Source organism: Lysinibacillus sp. CTST325 (genome assembly GCF_054665055.1).
The window spans coordinates 177,704-198,171 of record NZ_BAAFHO010000001.1 but is presented as its reverse complement, the minus strand read 5'-3'; the positions used below and the strand labels follow the sequence as shown (position 1 = coordinate 198,171).

At 38.4% G+C, this 20,468-nt stretch carries 22 protein-coding genes; 20 read left to right on the top strand and 2 right to left on the bottom strand.

The window, feature by feature from the left end:
• Positions 1-22 precede the first annotated feature (22 nt).
• Entirely contained in the window at positions 23-991 is a 969-nt protein-coding gene (locus ACYQ73_RS01010; RefSeq protein ID WP_460010739.1) for an asparaginase, read from the bottom strand.
• A 400-nt stretch (positions 992-1,391) separates the two neighbouring features.
• Here ACYQ73_RS01010 and prsW point away from each other — a divergent pair, with 400 nt between their 5' ends.
• The 19 genes from prsW to ndk all read left to right on the top strand — a co-directional run bounded on the left by prsW (position 1,392) and on the right by ndk (position 18,620).
• Complete coding sequence (prsW, locus tag ACYQ73_RS01005) at positions 1,392-2,066, top strand: glutamic-type intramembrane protease PrsW (protein WP_460010738.1); 675 nt, start codon at positions 1,392-1,394, stop codon at positions 2,064-2,066.
• A gap of 365 nt (positions 2,067-2,431) precedes the next feature.
• A complete protein-coding gene (sleB, locus tag ACYQ73_RS01000; RefSeq protein ID WP_460010737.1) occupies positions 2,432-3,253 on the top strand; it encodes a spore cortex-lytic enzyme in 822 nt (273 codons plus the stop codon).
• A 15-nt stretch (positions 3,254-3,268) separates the two neighbouring features.
• Complete coding sequence (locus ACYQ73_RS00995; protein WP_460010736.1) at positions 3,269-4,552, top strand: PepSY1/2 domain-containing protein; 1,284 nt, start codon at positions 3,269-3,271, stop codon at positions 4,550-4,552.
• A gap of 84 nt (positions 4,553-4,636) precedes the next feature.
• On the top strand, positions 4,637-5,296 hold the full coding sequence (locus ACYQ73_RS00990; protein WP_460010735.1) for a flagellar brake protein: 660 nt from the start codon (positions 4,637-4,639) through the stop codon (positions 5,294-5,296).
• Positions 5,297-5,503: 207 nt separating this feature from the next.
• Positions 5,504-6,178: a (d)CMP kinase gene (gene cmk / locus ACYQ73_RS00985; RefSeq protein ID WP_460010734.1), complete on the top strand. Its 675-nt coding sequence runs from the start codon at positions 5,504-5,506 to the stop codon at positions 6,176-6,178.
• Between the two features lie 102 nt (positions 6,179-6,280).
• Entirely contained in the window at positions 6,281-7,417 is a 1,137-nt protein-coding gene (gene rpsA / locus ACYQ73_RS00980) for a 30S ribosomal protein S1 (protein ID WP_460010733.1), read from the top strand.
• Between the two features lie 40 nt (positions 7,418-7,457).
• Positions 7,458-7,619 (top strand): hypothetical protein, encoded by a 162-nt coding sequence (locus tag ACYQ73_RS00975; protein ID WP_460010732.1) that lies wholly within the window; start codon positions 7,458-7,460, stop codon positions 7,617-7,619.
• Positions 7,620-7,674: 55 nt separating this feature from the next.
• The gene (gene der, locus ACYQ73_RS00970) at positions 7,675-8,985 is read left to right on the top strand and encodes a ribosome biogenesis GTPase Der (protein ID WP_460010731.1); all 1,311 of its coding nucleotides are present in this window, start codon (positions 7,675-7,677) and stop codon (positions 8,983-8,985) included.
• Positions 8,986-9,178: 193 nt separating this feature from the next.
• Entirely contained in the window at positions 9,179-10,195 is a 1,017-nt protein-coding gene (locus ACYQ73_RS00965; RefSeq protein ID WP_460010730.1) for an NAD(P)H-dependent glycerol-3-phosphate dehydrogenase, read from the top strand.
• A gap of 438 nt (positions 10,196-10,633) precedes the next feature.
• Entirely contained in the window at positions 10,634-10,843 is a 210-nt protein-coding gene (locus tag ACYQ73_RS00960) for a DUF2768 domain-containing protein (protein ID WP_460010729.1), read from the top strand.
• A gap of 21 nt (positions 10,844-10,864) precedes the next feature.
• Entirely contained in the window at positions 10,865-11,656 is a 792-nt protein-coding gene (locus tag ACYQ73_RS00955; RefSeq protein WP_460010728.1) for a hypothetical protein, read from the top strand.
• A 91-nt stretch (positions 11,657-11,747) separates the two neighbouring features.
• On the top strand, positions 11,748-13,226 hold the full coding sequence (spoIVA, locus tag ACYQ73_RS00950; RefSeq protein ID WP_460010727.1) for a stage IV sporulation protein A: 1,479 nt from the start codon (positions 11,748-11,750) through the stop codon (positions 13,224-13,226).
• Between the two features lie 199 nt (positions 13,227-13,425).
• Positions 13,426-13,698: an HU family DNA-binding protein gene (locus tag ACYQ73_RS00945; RefSeq protein ID WP_004232618.1), complete on the top strand. Its 273-nt coding sequence runs from the start codon at positions 13,426-13,428 to the stop codon at positions 13,696-13,698.
• Between the two features lie 630 nt (positions 13,699-14,328).
• On the top strand, positions 14,329-14,898 hold the full coding sequence (gene folE / locus ACYQ73_RS00940; RefSeq protein WP_132359262.1) for a GTP cyclohydrolase I FolE: 570 nt from the start codon (positions 14,329-14,331) through the stop codon (positions 14,896-14,898).
• Between the two features lie 63 nt (positions 14,899-14,961).
• On the top strand, positions 14,962-15,180 hold the full coding sequence (mtrB, locus tag ACYQ73_RS00935; protein ID WP_049666799.1) for a trp RNA-binding attenuation protein MtrB: 219 nt from the start codon (positions 14,962-14,964) through the stop codon (positions 15,178-15,180).
• Positions 15,181-15,635: 455 nt separating this feature from the next.
• Complete coding sequence (locus ACYQ73_RS00930) at positions 15,636-16,403, top strand: heptaprenyl diphosphate synthase component 1 (RefSeq protein ID WP_460010726.1); 768 nt, start codon at positions 15,636-15,638, stop codon at positions 16,401-16,403.
• 15 nt (positions 16,404-16,418) lie between these two features.
• Positions 16,419-17,123: a demethylmenaquinone methyltransferase gene (locus ACYQ73_RS00925; RefSeq protein ID WP_460010725.1), complete on the top strand. Its 705-nt coding sequence runs from the start codon at positions 16,419-16,421 to the stop codon at positions 17,121-17,123.
• Between the two features lie 19 nt (positions 17,124-17,142).
• Positions 17,143-18,117 carry a heptaprenyl diphosphate synthase component II gene (hepT, locus tag ACYQ73_RS00920; RefSeq protein WP_460010724.1) on the top strand — a complete coding sequence of 325 codons (975 nt, stop codon included), beginning with the start codon at positions 17,143-17,145 and terminating at the stop codon, positions 18,115-18,117.
• 86 nt (positions 18,118-18,203) lie between these two features.
• Positions 18,204-18,620 carry a nucleoside-diphosphate kinase gene (gene ndk, locus ACYQ73_RS00915; protein ID WP_132359254.1) on the top strand — a complete coding sequence of 139 codons (417 nt, stop codon included), beginning with the start codon at positions 18,204-18,206 and terminating at the stop codon, positions 18,618-18,620.
• 414 nt (positions 18,621-19,034) lie between these two features.
• On the opposite strand, the gene ACYQ73_RS00910 is transcribed toward ndk, so the two are convergent.
• Positions 19,035-19,208: a hypothetical protein gene (locus tag ACYQ73_RS00910; protein ID WP_460010723.1), complete on the bottom strand. Its 174-nt coding sequence runs from the start codon at positions 19,206-19,208 to the stop codon at positions 19,035-19,037.
• Between the two features lie 111 nt (positions 19,209-19,319).
• Here ACYQ73_RS00910 and ACYQ73_RS00905 point away from each other — a divergent pair, with 111 nt between their 5' ends.
• Positions 19,320-20,468, top strand: a complete 1,149-nt coding sequence (locus tag ACYQ73_RS00905; protein WP_460010722.1) for a thiolase family protein — start codon at positions 19,320-19,322, stop codon at positions 20,466-20,468.

Genomic DNA, 20,468 nt, shown 5'->3' with positions numbered 1-20,468 from the left:
TTGAATATTGAATACATTAGCTTTACATGAAAAATTCCTTTAAATCAAGAGGAGTTCCTACTTTGTTGAGCCCAATTAATAATTTTAGTCGCGCCTTTTGACCATTAATACCAGTTGCAAATATAGCTCCTAAATCTTCGAGCATTTTGCCACCGCCAACATAGCCATATACTCCTTCAGCGATACCATTAAAACAACGGGATACGAGTATAACAGGAATACCGCGCTCTAAAAGACTTTCAATACCTTTAACAACTGCTGGAGGGACGTTGCCTTGTCCAAGGCCTTCTAACACAACGCCATCATATTTACATGCGAGTACTACATCAAGTAAGTCAACCTCCATGCCAGCATACACTTTCAGCATGGCTACTCGTTTTGATAATCTATCAATTTCTACATATTGACGGCGGATAGGGGCATGATGAAATAATATTCTTGATTTTGTAATAAGTCCAATCGGGCCATATTGAGGTGACTGAAAGGTATTTACCGAACTAGTGCTTGTTTTTGTCGTGTTAACAGCAAGGTGGACCTCGTCATTCATGACAACAAGCACACCTTTCTCACGAGCTTCTTCATCAACGGCCACACGAACTGCTTCTACTAAATTATAAATACCGTCTGCACCGAGTTCGTTTGAGGAGCGCATTGCACCTGTTAATACAATAGGAATTGATAAATCAGTCGTTAACTCTAAAAAATAAGCTGTTTCTTCTAATGTATCAGTACCATGAGTGATAACAACGCCATCAATTTTCTCCTCTGCAACTTTTTCAATAATAAGATTACGTAATTTAAGCATTTCTTTTTGTGTAATATGTGGTGATGGGAGATTAAAAGCCTCCATTTCAATAATTGTGGCAAGTGCATTAAGTTTACTGCTTTCCTTCATTAAAGGATTTTCTTTGTTTGGCATAACGGCACCTTCATCACTCATTGCCATAGAAATTGTTCCGCCTGTATGAATTAATAAAATTGTTTTTTTCATAAAAAATATTTATCTCCTTTTAAAAAGTTTTATGTCATATCATGGTATAATAATAGCAGTTTATCTTCATGTAATAGATATTTATTGTCGAAAACGGAAGCTTAATGTCTCATAAGTTTTCCACCTGAGATATACGGATATAATTTTTTTATGCAGGTGTCCAATAATCGGTAGAAAAAGATAAACTTGGGAAAGAAATTTTACATCCTTTGAAAACGCCAAAGTTAACCAACATTATGCCCTGCCGCTTCGCTTACGCGCAAGAATAGATTTGCTGCTGCCGCTGTCGCTTTCGCGCAGAAAACATTGTTGGTTTAAGCATTAGAAGGATGTCACGAATTTTAAAATCTTAACATAATTATGTCAAGGCGAAATTGATTTTTTGAAAGGAGCCGGCATCATGATCATTATATTATCAGCTGCCATTGCTCCCGGTCTAGCGCTTTTTAGTTACTTTTATTTGCGCAATCAGATGGCAACGGAGCCAAGAAGAACCTTACTTCAAACGTTTTTGTATGGCGCATTTTTAACGTTCCCAATCTTGTTCTTACAATATGTACTAACAGAGGAAGGGGTCTTTCGTTATCTTTATCTACAAGATGTAGTTTTTTCTAGTGTAGTTGAAGAATTTTTTAAATGGTTTGTTCTTTTGATCGCAATCTACAATCATGTAGAATTCGATGATCCTTATGATGGCATACTGTATGGTGCAAGTATATCTCTTGGTTTTGCCACGATAGAAAATGTGCTTTATTTATTTTCTTTCGGTTTGAATACTGCATTTATGCGTGCATTATTACCTGTATCCAGTCATGCTTTGTTCGGTGTTGTTATGGGCTATTATTATGGACGTGCCAAGTTTTCTAAGCTTGCAAAAACGAAAGAAATGATTGCTATGGCGATTTGTGCACCGGTAGTATTACACATTTTATATAATACAATTTTATCATTCAAAGGGTATTGGGTATATTTAATGATCCCTTTTATGCTATTTTTGTGGTGGTTTGGGCTACGGAAAGTCAAGCTCGCTCACTATCACCTAGTACAACATTTGCATATGCATAAAAAAATATAAAGCGTAGAAATCTAAAAAAGATTTCTGCGCTTTTCTATTTTTAACTGAAAACATTTGCTGAGAGGGGAACTCAGTCTAAGAACGCCACGTCCTGTGGCAACGACAGAGTGACCAACATCACGTTGGCCCAAAGCCTCCGGCGGATGTCACGGAATCGGAAAGGAGCTCTTAAAGGATTTTAGGCTAACTGACCTGCATCGGTAAAAGCGCCACGTCCTGTGGCATTACCGCAATGACCAACATCGTGTTGGCCCTCGTGCTGGTCTAAGCACAAAGCCGATTCCAGACGCAATTTTGCCGAGGCAAAATTGATATGTATAAAATGAGTCGTTTGTTTCAAGCTATGAAAAAAAGGAGTGATAATAATGCGTTTAGTAAGCATAGTTTTTGCTTTGATGTTGGGAATTAGTATATTTGCTATTCCACAAAATGACGCCATTGCATTTACCGAGCAACAGATTTCTCGTGGTGCTTATGGAGATGATGTAATTGAGCTACAGGCAAGGCTACAATACTTAGGATTTTATAAAAGTAAAATTGATGGCAAATTTGGCTATAACACATATTGGGCTTTACGAATTTTCCAAGAGAAATATGGTTTACCAGTAGATGGAATAGCCGGTGCTAAAACTAAAAAAACTTTATCGGGTTATTCAGATTACGATGAAGGATGGGTCAAAGCGCAATTAAATGCAGGAAATCAATTTACTTATTATGGTGGAACGCCACTTGAACAGCAAGTGAAAACAAACACTGGCGGCGGTGGAGGAGGAGGTAAAAGTAGTGGTAGTACTAATAACAATGGTACTAAAACTCAAGTACCTCCAAAGTATACTGACAGAGATGTACAGTTAATGGCGAATGCGGTTTATGGTGAAGCTAGGGGAGAGCCTTATGAAGGTCAAGTAGCTGTAGCGGCTGTTATTTTAAATCGTTTGGAAAGTCCTGAATTCCCAAATACTATTTCAGGTATAATTTTCCAACCATTGGCATTTACCGCGGTGGCAGATGGACAAATTTGGCTTGAACCAAATGAACGTGCAAAAGAAGCAGTTCTCGATGCTATGAATGGATGGGATCCTTCAGAAAATGCATTGTATTATTTTAATCCGAAAACAGCTACAAGTAAGTGGATTTGGTCACGACCTCAAATTAAACGAATTGGAGAACACATTTTCTGTTCATAGAAAGGAGGAAAACAAATGAGAACTATGCTCGTTATACTCACTGCGGCAGTTATTGGCTTAGGGGCATATAGCATTAATATGCACGGAAAAAATGTAAGTTTACAACGTACTGTGCTAGCTCAGTACACAGATAATTTAACGGATGCATCAGAGAAATTATCGCATCTACAACAAGCTGTTTCACAGTCTCTATTGTTTCAGGATGACAATGCCATTCACAATGAATTAGATTCCGTTTGGCGACTAAGCTCTGACGTTCGATCTTCGATGTCGAATATTCCTATCGGGCAGGAAATGTCGAACGACTGGCTAAGTTACTTAGGACGTCTAGGAGATGAGGCAAAGAAAACATCTAAAACTGGTGATTATAAAGCTTGGCGAGAAAAAATGCCACAAATCTCAACTAATTTACAATCACTTTCTGATGAATGGTCAGCTGCAACAGTAGATTTTTATAAAAACAACGGTAAGATGGATGTCTGGTTAAGACAAGTAGATACGAAGAACCCAAATACAACATTTGATAATGTGCAGAAGACATTAAAGGATTACAGCGAAAAAGACTTCCCACTTACATTAAGCGAATCGGATTGGCAGAAAAAAATAGATCTTAAAGCATTACAAGATTCAGTCATTACTGAAAAAGAAGCGTTGGAAAAAGTAAAACAATTATTCCCTATCATAAAAGACGCAACATTTACTGTGACGAAAAGTAGCGATACTGCACCATATCCGTTTTATCATATCCAATTCCACCAAGACATTCGTTTAGGATATGTCGATCTAACAGAAAAGGGTGGACATTTAATATCCTATTTAGTGGAACGTCCAGTAGATGAAGCAAGGTTATCACAAGATGAAATTATGAAAAAAGCTGAAGAATATGTAAAACGACTTGGAATGAATGATGTTGCATTTGTTGAATCTCGTGAAAACCACCAAGCATGGCATGTGACATTTGCACGTGTTCACCCTGGCGATAATGCATTGATTTATGCAGATGGGGTGCAATTGAAACTTGCTAAGGATACAGGTGAGTTACTTGGTGCAAATGCGATGGAATACATTCAGGCAGAGACGATTAAACCACAAACTCCAAAACCAATTGATTGGAAAACTTTCTTCGATAATGATGTGAAAGTACAAGAAGTGAGAAATATTTATACAGATAACGGTTCGTTTGAACAACGTCTTTGTTATGAGGTAATTGCGGTCCGTGATAAAAACGCGCAAGAAACATTCCGAATTGTTATTGACGCTGAAAATCACAATGTTTTAAAAGTGGAATATTTAACTTAATATAAGAAAAAACTACCAGTTGATATAGCCAAAATGGGCATCTCATGCGATAATAAATGTATATTTGTGTTCGGGGAGATGCTCATGGAAATAAAAATTGGTACACAATTAGAACTAGAACCAACTTATACAGAGCGTGTTGAAAAATTCCGCTGTAAAGTTGTAGAACAAAAAGAAAATATTGTTTATATTGATTATCCAATAAATGTTGCCACAAAGAAAACTGCATTTCTAATAGATGGTTCAGAATTTAGAGCAACTTTTCGAACAGAGGATAAACAATCCTTTGCTTTCAATACTGAAGTGATTGGACGTAAAGCTGGTAATATACCTATGATTATGTTGCATTGTCCAAAGGAAGATGACTTTATCAAAATTCAACGTCGTGAATATGTACGTGTGGAAACGTCTGTGGATGTAGCGATACAGTTTAAGGATTACAAACATCAGCTAGTAACATCAGACATTAGCGCAGGTGGTTTGGCAGTGACCTTGAAAGGGGCAATTGCTTTCCAAGATGATGATGAGGTTCAGCTAACAATCGTTTTACCATTTGCTAATGGGGATGTAAAATACGTGGTCACAGATGCGACGGTTGTTCGTATATACGAAAAAGATGATAAAAAAATGGCAACTATTCAACTAACAGATACTGATGATGTAGACCAACAGCATATTGTTCGTTTCTGCTTTGAACGTCAATTAGTGAATCGTCGTAAAGAAATCAATCCTTTTGATGCTTGACTTTTTCAAAGCCGGTTCCGGACTTCATTATGCCGAGGCATAATTGGTGGGTCTTCCCAACCTCTATTGGTGAGTGGAATATTCCATGAAATTTTGCAGGGAGTTTACACACCTTCAAATCGAGTAGTATTTTGATTTAAGAAAGCCCTCTGCTTAAAGAGGGCTTTTTTATGATACAATATGGTGTGTTAGAAAGTAGGGGGAAATATGAAGAAAAACATTCAAATTGCGATTGATGGACCGGCTGGTGCTGGGAAAAGTACAATCGCGAAAATTGTTGCAGAGGCACTTGGATTTACTTATATCGACACAGGTGCTATGTATCGTGCTGTGACGTATAAAGCAATGCAACAAAACATACATTTAAATGATGAAACAAAATTAGCAGAAATGCTAGCATCGAGCACAATGGATTTAAAGCCTTCTTCTGAAGGACAACTTGTCTTTTTAGACGGGAAGAACGTGTCGGCAGAAATTCGATCTAATGAGGTAACTTCATCTGTTTCACAAGTAGCAGCACACGCTAAAGTACGTGAACTATTAGTAGCACAGCAACAAAAGCTTGCGGCTAATGGTGGTGTCGTTATGGATGGGCGCGATATTGCTACGCATGTATTAAAGACTGCAGAACTAAAAATTTTTATGTCTGCAACTGTAGAAGAGAGAGCAAGACGTCGTTTTATAGACAATCAAAAGCGAGGAATTGAATCTTCTATTGAAAAGCTTCAGGAAGAAATTGCCCTGCGCGATAAAATGGATAGCGAGCGTGAAGCATCGCCACTAATTCAGGCAGAAGATGCCGTATTTTTAGATACGACAGCATTGTCAATTGATGAAGCAGCACAGGCCATTTTAAAATTAGCGCAAGAAAAAATGGTATAAATCCTAAAATTTCAGACATTTTTTGAATTTAAAGGATTTATTTTTGTCTTTATCTTCAATTTCGAATAAAATAGTAAGGGAAGATGCGAAGGAGGGTTACATATGTCTGAAGAAATGAACTATGCAGAACAAACGTTTAACGAAGGTGATATCGTCAAAGGTATTGCAGAGCAAGTTGATGAAAAAGCAGTAACTGTTTCAATTCCAGGTGCACCATTTGACGGTATTGTACCAATAAGTGAATTATCAAGCTTACACATTGAAAAAGCGTCTGACGTAATTTCTGTTGGAGATGAGTTAGAGTTGATGATTACAAAAGTTGAAGAAGAAAACTATGTATTATCAAAACGTAAAGTAGATGCTGTAAAAGCATGGGATACACTTGAGCAACAATTCAACGCTGAGGAAATTTTTGAAGCGGAAGTAAAAGATATTGTTAAAGGTGGTCTTGTCGTTGATTTAGGAGTACGTGGCTTCGTTCCAGCATCCCTAGTTGAAGACCACTTTGTTGATGATTTTGAAGACTATAAAGGCAAATCTCTTAGCTTTAAAATTGTTGAGCTAGATAAAGAAAAAAATCGCTTGATTTTATCACATCGTGCTGTAGTGGAAGCTGAAAAAGCTTCTCAAAAGAAAGATGTTATTAACCAGATTAAAACTGGCGATGTCTTAGATGGTAAAGTACAGCGTATCGCATCATTTGGTGCATTTATTGACCTTGGTGGTATTGATGGCCTTGTGCATATTTCACAAGTGTCTCATGAGCATGTGAGTGATGTGAGCGAGGTTTTATCAGAAGGACAAGAGGTGAAGGTAAAAGTCCTTTCTGTAGACCCTGAAAATGAGCGTATTTCGCTATCCATTAAGGAAACGATTCCTGGACCTTGGTCGAACATCGAAGAGCGTGCTGCTAAAGGAACCGTGCTAGATGGGAAAGTAAAACGTCTTACTTCATTTGGAGCTTTTGTAGAAGTTTTCCCAGGTGTAGAAGGATTAGTGCATATTTCGCAAATCGCGCATAAGCATATTAACACGCCACACGAAGCTCTTAAAGAAGGACAAGAGGTACAGGTAAAAGTGCTTGACGTTAATGCTGAAGAAGGTCGCTTAGCTTTAAGCATTAAGGATTTACTTGAAAATCCTGAGGCAGAGGAAGTTGTCGACTATGAATTGCCAGAAGAAAACACAGGCTTCTCTTTCGGTGATGTCATTGGCGATAAGCTGAAAAATTTTAAATAAACTAGACATGCGAGGATGCAGTTTGTGTCCTCGCTTTTTTATGGAAGAAATAGATAGAAGAATCAAAGAGATGGATAGAATAAGTCAAAGCGAGGATAACCACATCGAACCACAAGATTTAAGAGAAAACGATGAAAAAAATTCCAGAGAAATGAATAGAACTGTACATAGCGTGCACTTTTATGGATATGATATGATATAATGGCATTTTTCGTGTATAATAGCGAAAGACAAGAAGTTGGAAGGATGAAGTACAGATGACGAAACCAGTAGTAGCCATCGTAGGTCGTCCGAACGTAGGTAAGTCGACGATTTTTAATCGTATCGTTGGAGAACGTGTATCGATTGTGGAAGACATTCCAGGAGTTACACGCGACCGTATTTATAGTTCGGCAGAGTGGTTAGCACATGATTTTAATATTATTGATACAGGTGGTATTGAGATTGGGGACGAGCCGTTTTTAGAGCAAATTCGTCAACAAGCAGAGATTGCCATTGATGAAGCGGACGTTATTATCTTTATGACAAATGGTCGTGAAGGTGTAACAGCTGCTGATGAGCAAGTAGCAAAAATTTTATACAAAACAAAAAAACCAGTCGTTTTAGCAGTGAATAAAATTGATAACCCGGACATGCGTGAGATGATTTATGATTTCTATGCGCTTGGCTTCGGTGAGCCTTGGCCAATTTCTGGTTCTCACGGCTTAGGCTTAGGGGATTTATTGGATGAATGTGCAAAACATTTCCCTAAAGAAGATGAAGATCAATATGGGGACGAGGTCATTAAATTCTCGTTAATTGGTCGTCCGAATGTTGGGAAATCTTCGTTAGTAAATGCATTTTTAGGTCAAGACCGCGTTATTGTAAGTAATATCGCAGGTACTACTCGAGATGCTATTGACACGCCTTATGAGTATGATGGACAGGAATATGTCATTATTGATACTGCAGGTATGCGTAAAAAAGGGAAAGTATACGAAACGACAGAGAAATACTCTGTATTGCGTGCGTTACGTGCAATTGAACGCTCTGATGTTGTTTTAGTTGTTCTTAATGCAGAAGAAGGCATTCAAGAGCAAGATAAAAAAATTGCAGGCTATGCACACGAAGCAGGAAAAGCTATTGTTATTGTTGTTAATAAATGGGATGCTGTTGAAAAAGACGAAAAAACAATGAACGTCTTTACACAACAAATTCGCGAGCATTTCTTATTCTTAGACTACGCACCAATTATTTTTGTTTCGGCCAATACAAAGCAACGTGTACATCAAATTTTACCGATTATCCAACGTGTAAGTGAAAACCATGCAATGCGTATTCAATCATCTATCCTTAATGAAGTGATTGAGGATGCAGTGGCACGCAACCCAGCACCAACTGATAAAGGCCGCCGTCTTCGCATCTACTATGCTACCCAAGTTGCGATACAGCCACCTACTTTTGTGGTGTTTGTTAATGAGCCAGAGCTAATGCATTTCTCTTATGAACGATTTTTAGAAAATCGTATTCGAGAAACATTTGATTTTGAAGGAACGCCAATTCGTTTAATTACCCGTGCTCGTGCTTAGGAAAAATATACACATACAATACGCCAGCCTGACAATATTGTTGGGTGGCGTCTTTTTACAAGAGAGGAAAGTATAATTTTCCTAATGTTTACTAAAAGATTGCTTTGAAAGATTTACTGTTGTAAGCCTTTATCTAGCATTTTTTGTAACAATAAAAGTGAATTGTCTTTTCTTAACAAGGGAGGATTTTTGAATGGAAAAAGTTTGTGTGTTAGGGGCAGGCTCTTGGGGTACAGCACTTGCGATGGTACTTGCAGAAAATGGGCATGATACACTTCTATGGACTCATCGAACTGAACAAGCTGAAGAAATTAACAACTTGCATACAAATAGGAAGTATTTACCTGAAACGGAACTGCCAGCAAATTTGTATGCAACAAGTGATATCGCTCAAGCAGTTGCTCATTCAGAAACAATTGTCGTAGCTGTACCTACTAAGGCTATTCGAGAAGTATGTGAAAAGATGATAGCAGAACTCGATAAAAAAGTACTGTTTGTTCATGTATCAAAGGGGATTGAACCCGATACATTAAAACGAATTTCAGAAATTCTGGCAGAAAGTCTACCAGCTGAAAATGTAGAAGAGATTGTTGTACTTTCAGGTCCAAGTCATGCAGAGGAAGTTGTCTTACACCACCCGACAACTGTCACTGCCGCTTGTGCAAGCATTGAAGCAGCAGAAAAAGTACAGGATTTATTTATGAATCAATTTTTCCGTGTCTACACAAACAAAGATGTGATTGGCGTAGAAATAGGTGGCGCATTAAAGAACGTAATCGCATTAGCTGCGGGTATTTCTGACGGCTTAAATTATGGTGACAATGCCAAAGCGGCACTTATAACTCGAGGATTGGCTGAGATTTCACGTCTTGGTGTTAAAATGGGGGGGAATCCATTTACATTCTCAGGACTTACAGGTATGGGGGACTTAATTGTAACATGTACAAGTGTGCACTCTCGTAATTGGCGCGCAGGTAATTTACTCGGGCAAGGAATGAAACTGCCAGAGGTACTAGACCAAATGGGCATGGTTGTTGAAGGGGTACGCACAACAAAAGCTGCCTATCAACTAGCAGAGAAATATGACGTTGCTATGCCAATAACTGCGGCGCTTTATAGTGTTCTATTTAGTGATATAGAACCGAAAGTAGCGGTTGATGCATTAATGATGCGTATGAAAAAGCGAGAAATCGATGACATGATATACTAAATTAATGAAAATGGATAAATAAGGTAAATCAATATACCTAATCTATTTGATTAGTTTTGTCATAAAATGGACATAAATAAGGTGTCTCAGGGAATAGCTGAGACACCTTATTGTGCGCTTTTAATTGAATATTTTATAAAGGTTGTCCATTTAACTTCTTTCAGCAAAAGTCTCCTACCTCTATAGGCAGTGGTATGATGCGGTTTTAAGCTACTTTTCAGCGGGTGTCCAAACATCCGCTAAAAGAAGTTAAAGCCTCCGGCAGATGTCACGGAATCGGTAAGGAGTTCTTTGTGCAAGCACAAAGCCGACTCTGGACGCAATTATGCCTCGGCAAAATTGATGATAGTTATTGGACAACTATTTCTTTTTAGCGAAAGCACATAGTATAATATACTTTGATTGTTTTGTGACGTTGAAGAAAGGTGGTTGTCTTGAATGGGTCCGTTAGAACATTTGCCTGCGCTTGATGTAATGTGGGTATCATTTTATTGTATCGGCTTTATGATTATATCTGTCGGTTTAATTTATTTAGCTCGTCATAAGGTTTCGAACGTTTTTTTACGTACAATCGTAAATTTATTAGCATACATACTGTTTGGACTTGGCACATTTTTAATGGTATTAATTGTTGCCACATGGCCATAAAAATGATGAGGTGGAAGTGACATGAAAAAACTAAGTGCGTTTCTATTTGTAATTGTAACCGCTGTACTTCTAGTAGGTTGTGCATATCCAGAAGACGAAAAAAGGGCAAAATTAGTGCCTGATGCTGACCAATTAGCTGCGGTTCAGCGTGCGGTTGATGAATACCGTGAAGCAACGGGTGGCCTAGTTCCAATTAAAAATAGTGAGCTAGATACAGATTTATATATAAAATATTTAATTGATTTTGACAGACTAATGCCAAAATATCTTGCACAAATTCCAGGGAACGCCTATGAAAAGGGGGGGATTTTCCAGTATATTATTTGGGATCCTGAGAATGAAGCTAAAGTAAAATTAGTAGATTTAAATGCTGCAGAACGAATTCGAGAAATTAATATTCAAAAACTTGCTACCCAATATTTACCGATAAAGGGTGCGACTTCTGATAATGTATATCAAATTAACTTTGAAGAATTGGGCTATAAAACAGATGTAACTGTGAAAAGCCCCTATTCTGGTGCCGAATTACCAATATTTATGACCGGCGATGGCGAAATGCATGTGGACTATTCCATCGATTTAGGTCAACTACTAAAGGAAGACAAGCCTGATGTGAAACCTGGGGATGATATTCGTCAGCTACTTGTCGATAAATATCCAGTAGTACCAGCTTATTCTATACCATATACAGTAGATGAAAAAGGTGAGCCAATTTATTTTATGGAAGCCTATAATAGTGACGCAAAAAAAGCTAGAGAAAAAGCTAGAGAAAAAGCAATTCAAGAGTCTGAATCCAAAACTAAAAAAGATTAGTCACTAAGCTCCTTACATTTGTGAGGAGCTTTTCATATTTATCTATCCGCTCGCATATAGTGAAAAAGCGTAGATAAAGGAGGCAGAAACCTTGAGTGAAGCAGTATTTAGAGAAATTGCAGAGCGCACAAATGGCGATGTTTATATTGGTGTTGTCGGTCCAGTACGTGTAGGTAAATCAACATTTGTAAAAAAGGTTATGGAAGCGGTCGTGTTACCAAATATTGTGGATGATACAGAAAGAATGCGTGCACAAGACGAGTTGCCACAAAGTTCGCCGGGGCCAGTCATTATGACTGCTGAGCCGAAGTTTGTGCCTGCCCAAGCAACACGTATTGCGGTCGGTGATGATGAAATGTCATTTCAAATTCGGTTAGCAGATTGCGTTGGTTATGTCATTGAAGGTACAAAGGGCTATGAGGATGAAAATGGGCCGAAATATGTGCATACACCATGGCATACAGAGCCTATCCCTTTCCAAGAAGCGGCGAAAATAGGCACAGATAAAGTTATTCGTGACCATGCCAATATTGGAATTGTTGTAACAACAGATGGCACGGTAAATGGAATAAGTCGTCGTGCGGCAGAGAAGGCTGAAGAGGAAATTGTAGAGCAATTAATGGATATTGGAAAACCTTTTGTTATTGTATTAAATTGCCAAATGCCAGCGCGAGAGGAAACGGTACAGCTTCGAAATGAGTTATTTGAGCGCTATAATGTTCCAGTAATTGCTACATCAATTGATCAAATGCGTGCATCTGATATTCAGTTTATTTTGCAAGAAGCATTATTTGAATTTCCAATTCGAACAATTGAGGTGGAAAAACCAGATTGGTTAGATGTTTTAGATGCAACACACCCATTGAATGTTGCATTAATTGATTCGATGGAAGAAGTGTTGTCATCTATTATGAAAATTAGAGATGTACAGCAGGCGTCAGATGCCTTTAAAGCCATTGATTTTATTGACCAGAGTGAAGTGGTGCATGTAGATGCTGGTGTTGGGACCGCAGTCATTCGGGTGTCATTACAAGGTGAGCTATATAAGTCGGTTTGCAATGAATGGCTAGATGAACCGATTGAGACGAAGCGAGATTGGCTCCTATTTATTAAAGAGGCAGCAGAAGCAAAAGAGGCGCAAAAACGCTTTAAAACTGCTATTAGTCAAGCAGATTCGACTGGTTATGGCGTAACATTGCCGATGATGCAGGAGTTTGAGCCAACAGCACCAGAGCTCATTAAACAAAATAATTTTTATGGTGTACGTATGAAGGCAAAAGCGCCATCATACCATATCATTCGTGTAGATATGGAATCAGAATTCGCACCACTAATTGGCTCTGAATTCCATAGTCAACAATTACTTAAGGATTTAAATCATGCCTATTTACATGATCGTGAAGCTTTATGGAACACACAACTTTTTGGAACTCCACTACATGAAGTGTTAAAAGAAGGAATACGCTATAAAATGGATGCTGTTCCATCAACAGCCAAAAAACGGATGCGCCAAACAATTGAACGTATGGTGAATGAAGGTGATAGAGGATTAGTTACATTTATTTTGTAGTGAAAAAATGAAAAATAAAGCACAAAAAATTACTACAGGGCTCTTCGTTTTTATGCGAAAAGTCCTGTTATTTTTGTTTTTTGGGTGAAAAACGTATTTTTTGGTTATAATCATGAATGAATACAGTTGCGTAGCGGTTTTCATTGTGTTAATCTTTTTACAGAATTGGTTCATGACCCTTTGAGAGGAGGTGAATGGTGTGAATAAAACAGAATTAGTAAACTCTGTTGCTGAAGCTGCAGGTCTTTCTAAAAAAGACGCTTCTAAAGCAGTTGAAGCTGTATTTGATACAATTCAAGATGCTCTTGCAAAGGGTGACAAAGTACAATTAATTGGTTTTGGTAACTTTGAAGTACGTGAACGTGCGGCTCGTAAAGGTCGTAACCCACAAACTGGTAAAGAAATCGAAATCGCTGCTAGCAAGGTACCTGCTTTCAAACCAGGTAAAGCGCTTAAAGACGCGGTAAAATAATACACGTCTAGTAGTTACATAGAGCAGTCTTCATGTAAATAACATGGAGGCTGCTCTTTTTAACTTCTTTCAGCGGGTGTTTGGTAGCGTCAGCTTTAAGTAGTCTTTAGACCGTCTGTTGGCCTTAAGCCTCCGAACACAATTAAACCAAGAGCCAATTAATCTTTACTACGAAAAGTTGGCGTTGATAGCTAAATAGGCTAAATGTACATAGAAAGATGAAATAAACGTAAGTGTAATCGTTATAGATATCATATGCACAATTGAGGAACATCACTAAATGTTGGGATGCCCTTTGCTAAAACATATACCATAATATTAGTTGATTGGAGTGAAGACTGGGCGACTCTTTAGGGATTAGCGTCACAGATGAGACCATGGAGCGTAAGCGAAGCGGCTCTCGGGCGCCCCTAGAAAAGCGCCCAGTTGGAACGGAAATCAACCACACGCTATGTTGTTGAGCTGAAATTTAGTAAATATGCTCCTAATTAGAAAGTAAAAAGTGGCAATTTTTCTCATATAGGGATGAATTTCTTTTGAATCAAGTAAGTCGTTTTGCGCTTACCTTTTGGATATGCTACGATGCATAAGGAAATGTGTTATGTATTGATACGCAGGAGGGTTTCACGGATGTCGAATGTTGATTTATTAAAAATAGAAGAAGCAGTAAAAATGATTTTAGAGGCGGTAGGTGAAGATGTAAATCGTGAAGGTTTACTCGATACACCGAAACGTGTAGCAAAAATGTATGCGGAAATGTTTAGTGGCTTACATGAAGATGCAAAAGATTATTTTAGAACAGTGTTTCATGAAGACCATGAGGAATTAGTACTTGTAAAGGACATTCCGTTTTATTCGATGTGTGAGCATCATTTAGTTCCTTTTTATGGAAAGGCTCATGTCGCATACATACCAAACGATGGCATTGTTGCTGGACTAAGTAAATTAGGACGTGCAGTAGAAACTATTGCTCGTCGTCCGCAATTACAGGAACGAATAACTTCTGCTGTGGCAGAGACAATTATGGAAATGCTCTCTCCGAAAGGTGTTTATGTAGTGATAGAGGCGGAGCATATGTGCATGACTATGCGAGGACTTAAGAAACCAGGATCTAAAACTGTGACATCGGTTGCACGTGGTATTTACGAAGAAGATGAAGTAAAACGTAGAGAAGTTTTATCATTTATTCAAATGTCTTAAATTGAGTATCTAATTATGTTATGATGGACTAAGAATTTGTCGGATTTAAGGAGTGTACAGACAATGGCACAAGATTATATTGTTATTCAAGCAGAGGAAGATGGCGTACATGTAATCGGTTTAACACGAGGTACAGATACAAAATTCCATCATTCTGAAAAATTAGATGCAGGCGAAGTTATGATTGCTCAATTTACCGAACATACATCTGCCATGAAAATTCGTGGGAAAGCACAGATTCATACAGCTCATGGTGTTATAAATAGCGAAGCTAAAAAGTAATAGCGAGAAATACTATTCAGAAATGCATTATGAAAGGTATTGTGTCTACGCAAATTAGTGAGGGCACATATAAATCGACTAGATGTGTAAAACTTAGTAATGATGTTTTCTATTCGATTATTTCAGCGACTGTCAAACATCGCTGAAATAGAGGAACTCAGTCTAATAACGCCACGTCCTGTGGCAATTATTTATCTGTGCGGAAGCGAAGCGGCAGCAACAACACACTACTGAGTGACCAACATCATGTTGCTTCCGAACGCAATTATGCCGAGGCATAATTAATAGGCAGTTGGATTTCTTCCGTTTTTTAACGGGGAAGCTCTTCTGCCTATCATGTTGAATAAAGCAAAAATTTTTTATTCCGAATCGTCGCGTATGCTATAATGACTCAGTAAGCAAGCGTTAGGTTATGAAATGCCTAGCGTATTTGAAAGTGAAATGGAGTAAGATCTATGAATGCAACATACATTCAAAATTCAATTGCACAATTAAAAACAGAGATTTTCATGGATGTTCGTCATAGAACTTTGCAAAAATACACAGGATTGCCTGTGCTCGATGAAAATCAATTATTTTACTTGTTAGTGCCCTTTATTAATGGGGAAGAGTGGCAACAAGATGAAAGAGAAGCTGCAATCACTGTTGGAATTGTGTACGCAGCCTTAGCAGCGCACGATCATATAAAAGAACTAGATGCCACATCAAAAGAACAGCAGCTAACCGTTTTAGCTGGAGACTTTTATAGTGGCCGTTATTATGAGATTTTAGCGATGTCGGGAAATGTCGCATTGATTAAAAATTTGTCACAAGGAATTGTGGCACGTTGTGAACACCAAATTAAAGTATATGAGGCAGAAAAGCGATCAATCGAACAATGGTTTGCCTCAATAACTAACATTGAATCAGGATTAATCTCAAAATTTTTTGAGCTCTATTCATTTAGTGATTATATTCCAATTGTGGAGAAGAGCTTATTAATCTTGCGTTTAGAAAGAGAATTGGCGGCATATCAACGTGGGCAAGTATCTTTAATGAGTAAAGTTCTTGAAGAAAGCGCGAGATCTGCTGGAGTGATCTATGGCGACGTCATAAAGAACAAAATTGTGCAATTAAAAACAGAGCTGTTACAGGTGATAGAAGATGCATCGTTTTTACAAGGTGATGTGAAACAAGCTCTACAAGCACGTGTAGAGGCAACGATAGCTTCTACTAATGGATAAGAGAGGTTTTTCAAAATGGCTAAAACGAAAGAAGAGCACGTGCACGAAGTATTTGAAAGTATTTCGGAAAACTATGACAAAATGAATGGCGTTATTAGTTTCCAGATGCATGTTGGCTGGCGCAATGATACGATGAAGCACATGGCAGTAAAACCTGGAGCGAAGGCTCTAGATGTTTGCTGTGGTACGGCAGATTGGACAATTGCATTAGCCGAGGCAGTTGGTGAAGGCGGAGAAGTAAGAGGTGTAGACTTCAGTAAAAACATGCTGAAGGTTGGCGAGGAAAAGGTAAAGTCATATCCACAGATTGAACTAATACATGGAAATGCTATGGAGTTACCTTTCCCAGACAATACTTTTGATTATGCAACAATTGGTTTTGGGCTTCGCAATGTACCAGATTATTTACAAGTTTTAAAGGAAATGAATCGTGTTGTAAAACCAGGGGGAATGGTTGTTTGCTTAGAAACATCTCAATCTGAAATTCCAGGCTATCGACAACTATTCCGTTTCTATTTTAAATATATAATGCCGATATTTGGTAAAATATTTGCGAAAAGCTATAAAGAATATTCTTGGCTACAGGAATCAGCAAATGATTTCCCAGGTATGAAGAAGTTAGCGGCATTGTTTGAGCAGGCAGGTTTAGAAAAAGTAACGTACAAAGCATACAGTGGCGGTGCTGCGGCAATGCATATGGGCTTTAAAAAAGTACGTTAATGGGGGAAGGTTTTCACACGTGGAAAAGATGAAGTTAAAACTACTCTATTCCGATTTGAAATCAGATATCGATATCATTGAACAAGAATTAGAAAAAGCAGTGAACTCTTCTTCATGTTTGATCAATGATGCTTCTCTCCATTTATTGCAAGCTGGTGGCAAACGGATACGACCAATTTTTGTGTTGCTTGGCGCGAAATTTGGCGAATATGATATCGAAAAGATGAAGGATGTAGCCGTACCAGTAGAGCTTATTCATATGGCATCACTTGTGCATGATGATGTAATTGATGATTCCAATATGCGAAGAGGACGCCCGACGGTCAAATCACAATGGAATAATAGAGTTGCAATGTACACGGGCGATTTTATTTTTGCGCGTGCACTTGAATATATTACAAAGCTTGAAGACCCATTAGTTCATCAAATTTTAGCGCGTACAATGGTTGAAATTTGTAACGGTGAAGTCATTCAAATCGAAGATAAATTTAGATTAGATCAAGGATTGAAGGATTATTTTAGACGAATCAAACGAAAAACGGCATTACTGATTTCTTCTAGTTGTGAACTTGGTGCAGTGGCAGCAGGTGTCGATCCCAAAACGGTGAGACATTTGAAACGATTTGGCTATTTTGTGGGCATGAGCTTCCAAATTATCGATGATGTTTTAGATATTATGGCAACAGATAAAGAATTAGGGAAGCCGGCAGGTAGTGATTTACTGCAAGGTAATATTACATTACCGATTCTAATGTTAAAAGATGATCCCGTAATGCAACCTTATTTGGCAAAAGTATTTGCAGGCACATTGACGGAAACAGAACGTCAAAATATGCTGCAGTATGTGCGTAAATCTGACGCGATTGAGCAAGCTAATAAAATGAGTGATAAATATTTAAAAAAGGCATTACAGGAAATAGATGCATTACCAAAACATCCCGTCAAGAAAAAACTACGTGATGTCGCTTTATTTATGGGTAAGCGTAAATTCTAGCTTTTTGTTGTACAAAGGCTCATTTTTTGTTAATATTTATCGGTAGGTGTAAAACCTGTTATACGAATTTAAGGAGTGTTTTAAACATGGCAATCGAAAAAACTTTTTTAATGGTTAAGCCTGATGGCGTAGAACGTCAAGTAGTAGGAGATATCGTAGATCGTTTTGAACGTCGCGGTTTTGTATTGAAAGGTGCTAAATTAATGGTAATTCCTACAGAGTTAGCAGAAAAGCACTATGCAGAGCATGCAGAGCGTCCATTCTTTGGTGAATTAGTTGATTTCATCACTTCTGGTCCAGTATTCGCTATGGTATGGGAAGGCGAAAACGTAATTAAGCTAGCTCGTACAATGATGGGAGCAACTAAACCTGAAGAATCTAACCCAGGTACAATCCGTGGTGACTATGCAACAACTGTTTCTCACAACATCATTCACGGTTCTGATTCACTTGCTTCTGCTGAGCGTGAAATCGGCTTATTCTTCGGTGAAGATTTAGTTTAATTCGCAAAGTTTAATTTGCAAATAGATTAAGCAATCTCAATTTAATTTGAGATTGCTTTTTTTGTGCTTCTAAATGGAGTAAAGGATAGTTTTGTTAAAGTAATAGGTAGAACCCAAGAATTAAAAGTATATCCACTCAAACTGTGGATAGAATTTTCTAGATACATATAGAATTGTTATATACTTCTTAGTCATGTAAAATAAGAGATGTAATATTCTGATAATTACGGTTTTTAACTTCTTTCAGCAGAAGTCTTCCTCCTATATAGGCGGTCAGATGAATGCGGTTTTAAGTCACTTTTCAGCGGGTGCACAAACATCCGCTGAAATAGAGGAACTCAGTCTAAGAACGCCACGTCCTGTGGCAACGACTGAGTGACCAACTTCGTGTTGGCCTAAAGCCTCCGGCGGATGTTACGGAATCGGAAAGGAGTTCTTAAAGGATGTTAGCCTAAAATCATCGCATCCAGCGATAACGGCTAACTGACCTGCATCGGTAAAAACGCCACGTCCTGTGGCATTACCGAAATGACCGACATCGTGTCGGCCCTCGTGCAGGCCTAAGTACAAAGCCGATTCCGGACGCAATTATGCCTAGGCATAATTGAAATAGCTTATTATCAAGAATATATTTCATAACATCTAAATACATTGGATGATAGGAAATGAGAGAGATGACAGTGCAAAGGGGATTTTAAAATGAGAGAAGTGGTGATTGTTTCAGCTGTTCGTACAGCGGTTGGCAGGAGCAAAGGGGCATTAAGCAATGTTCGAGCAGATGACTTAGCGGCAGATGTTCTGCAAGAAGTAGTAAAACGAGCAGGTATCAATAAGGGTCAGGTGGAAGATGTAATTTTTGGCTGTGTAACGCAAACTGCTGAACAAGGATCAAATATAGCCCGTACTGCATTATTAATGGCAGGCTTTCCAGAAAGTGTTCCAGGTGTGACAATCGATCGTCAATGTGGTTCAAGTCAGCAGGCTGTACATTTCGCAGCACAGGCTATTTTAGCAGGGGATATGGACATTGTGATTGCTGGCGGGGTTGAAAGCATGACAAGGGTGTCAATGGGGTCTAACATGAAGGGGGCCCATGCAGGTAAACGATTACAAGACAACTATACAATTATACATCAAGGGTTATCAGCTGAGAAAATAGCGGAAAAATGGAACTTATCAAAAGAACAGTTAAATAACTATGCTTACAATAGTCATAGACGAGCATTAGCTGCAATTGAGGCTGGCCATTTCAAAAAGGAAATACTGCCTGTCCAAGTTACGCAAGAAGATGGCGCAGTTACAACGTTTTCTGTTGATGAGGGACCTCGGGCAGAAACGACAGTTGATAAATTAAATGGGCTTAAAACCGTATTCCAGGAAGATGGTGTGATTTCAGCTGGTAATGCAAGTCAAATGAGTGATGGTGCCTCAGCGGTAGTTATAATGTCTTTAGAAAAAGCACAGGAGCTTGGCATACAACCGCTTGCTAAAATTGTTACAAGAGTTGTTGTTGGCTCAGATCCGACGTTAATGCTAACTGGTCCAATTGAAGCAACTAGACAAGCGCTAGAACGTTCAGGTCTTACGATAGAGGAAATTGATACGTATGAAGTGAATGAGGCTTTTGCGCCAGTACCACTTGTTTGGTTACATGAAATTGGAGCAGATCCAAATAAATTAAATCCAGATGGAGGAGCAATTGCCTTAGGGCATCCATTAGGAGCGTCAGGTACAAAGCTGTTAACAACGATGCTATACAGAATGGAACGAGAAAATTTACGTTATGGCTTACTTGCAATTTGTGAAGGTATGGGAATGGCGAATGCCACTATTATCGAAAAAATGTAA

Bases quoted from the DNA above. Each gene is read 5' to 3' on its own strand.
- ndk (WP_132359254.1), top strand. From the start codon at position 18,204: ATGGCAATCGAAAAAACTTTTTTAATGGTTAAGCCTGATGGCGTAGAA.
- der (WP_460010731.1), top strand. From the start codon at position 7,675: ATGACGAAACCAGTAGTAGCCATCGTAGGTCGTCCGAACGTAGGTAAG.
- folE (WP_132359262.1), top strand. From the start codon at position 14,329: ATGTCGAATGTTGATTTATTAAAAATAGAAGAAGCAGTAAAAATGATT.
- ACYQ73_RS00930 (WP_460010726.1), top strand. From the start codon at position 15,636: ATGAATGCAACATACATTCAAAATTCAATTGCACAATTAAAAACAGAG.
- cmk (WP_460010734.1), top strand. From the start codon at position 5,504: ATGAAGAAAAACATTCAAATTGCGATTGATGGACCGGCTGGTGCTGGG.
- ACYQ73_RS00960 (WP_460010729.1), top strand. From the start codon at position 10,634: ATGGGTCCGTTAGAACATTTGCCTGCGCTTGATGTAATGTGGGTATCA.
- ACYQ73_RS00995 (WP_460010736.1), top strand. From the start codon at position 3,269: ATGAGAACTATGCTCGTTATACTCACTGCGGCAGTTATTGGCTTAGGG.
- ACYQ73_RS00925 (WP_460010725.1), top strand. From the start codon at position 16,419: ATGGCTAAAACGAAAGAAGAGCACGTGCACGAAGTATTTGAAAGTATT.
- sleB (WP_460010737.1), top strand. From the start codon at position 2,432: ATGCGTTTAGTAAGCATAGTTTTTGCTTTGATGTTGGGAATTAGTATA.
- ACYQ73_RS01010 (WP_460010739.1), bottom strand. From the start codon at position 991: ATGAAAAAAACAATTTTATTAATTCATACAGGCGGAACAATTTCTATG.
- prsW (WP_460010738.1), top strand. From the start codon at position 1,392: ATGATCATTATATTATCAGCTGCCATTGCTCCCGGTCTAGCGCTTTTT.
- ACYQ73_RS00955 (WP_460010728.1), top strand. From the start codon at position 10,865: ATGAAAAAACTAAGTGCGTTTCTATTTGTAATTGTAACCGCTGTACTT.
- ACYQ73_RS00990 (WP_460010735.1), top strand. From the start codon at position 4,637: ATGGAAATAAAAATTGGTACACAATTAGAACTAGAACCAACTTATACA.
- rpsA (WP_460010733.1), top strand. From the start codon at position 6,281: ATGTCTGAAGAAATGAACTATGCAGAACAAACGTTTAACGAAGGTGAT.
- mtrB (WP_049666799.1), top strand. From the start codon at position 14,962: ATGGCACAAGATTATATTGTTATTCAAGCAGAGGAAGATGGCGTACAT.
- ACYQ73_RS00965 (WP_460010730.1), top strand. From the start codon at position 9,179: ATGGAAAAAGTTTGTGTGTTAGGGGCAGGCTCTTGGGGTACAGCACTT.
- ACYQ73_RS00975 (WP_460010732.1), top strand. From the start codon at position 7,458: ATGGAAGAAATAGATAGAAGAATCAAAGAGATGGATAGAATAAGTCAA.
- ACYQ73_RS00905 (WP_460010722.1), top strand. From the start codon at position 19,320: ATGAGAGAAGTGGTGATTGTTTCAGCTGTTCGTACAGCGGTTGGCAGG.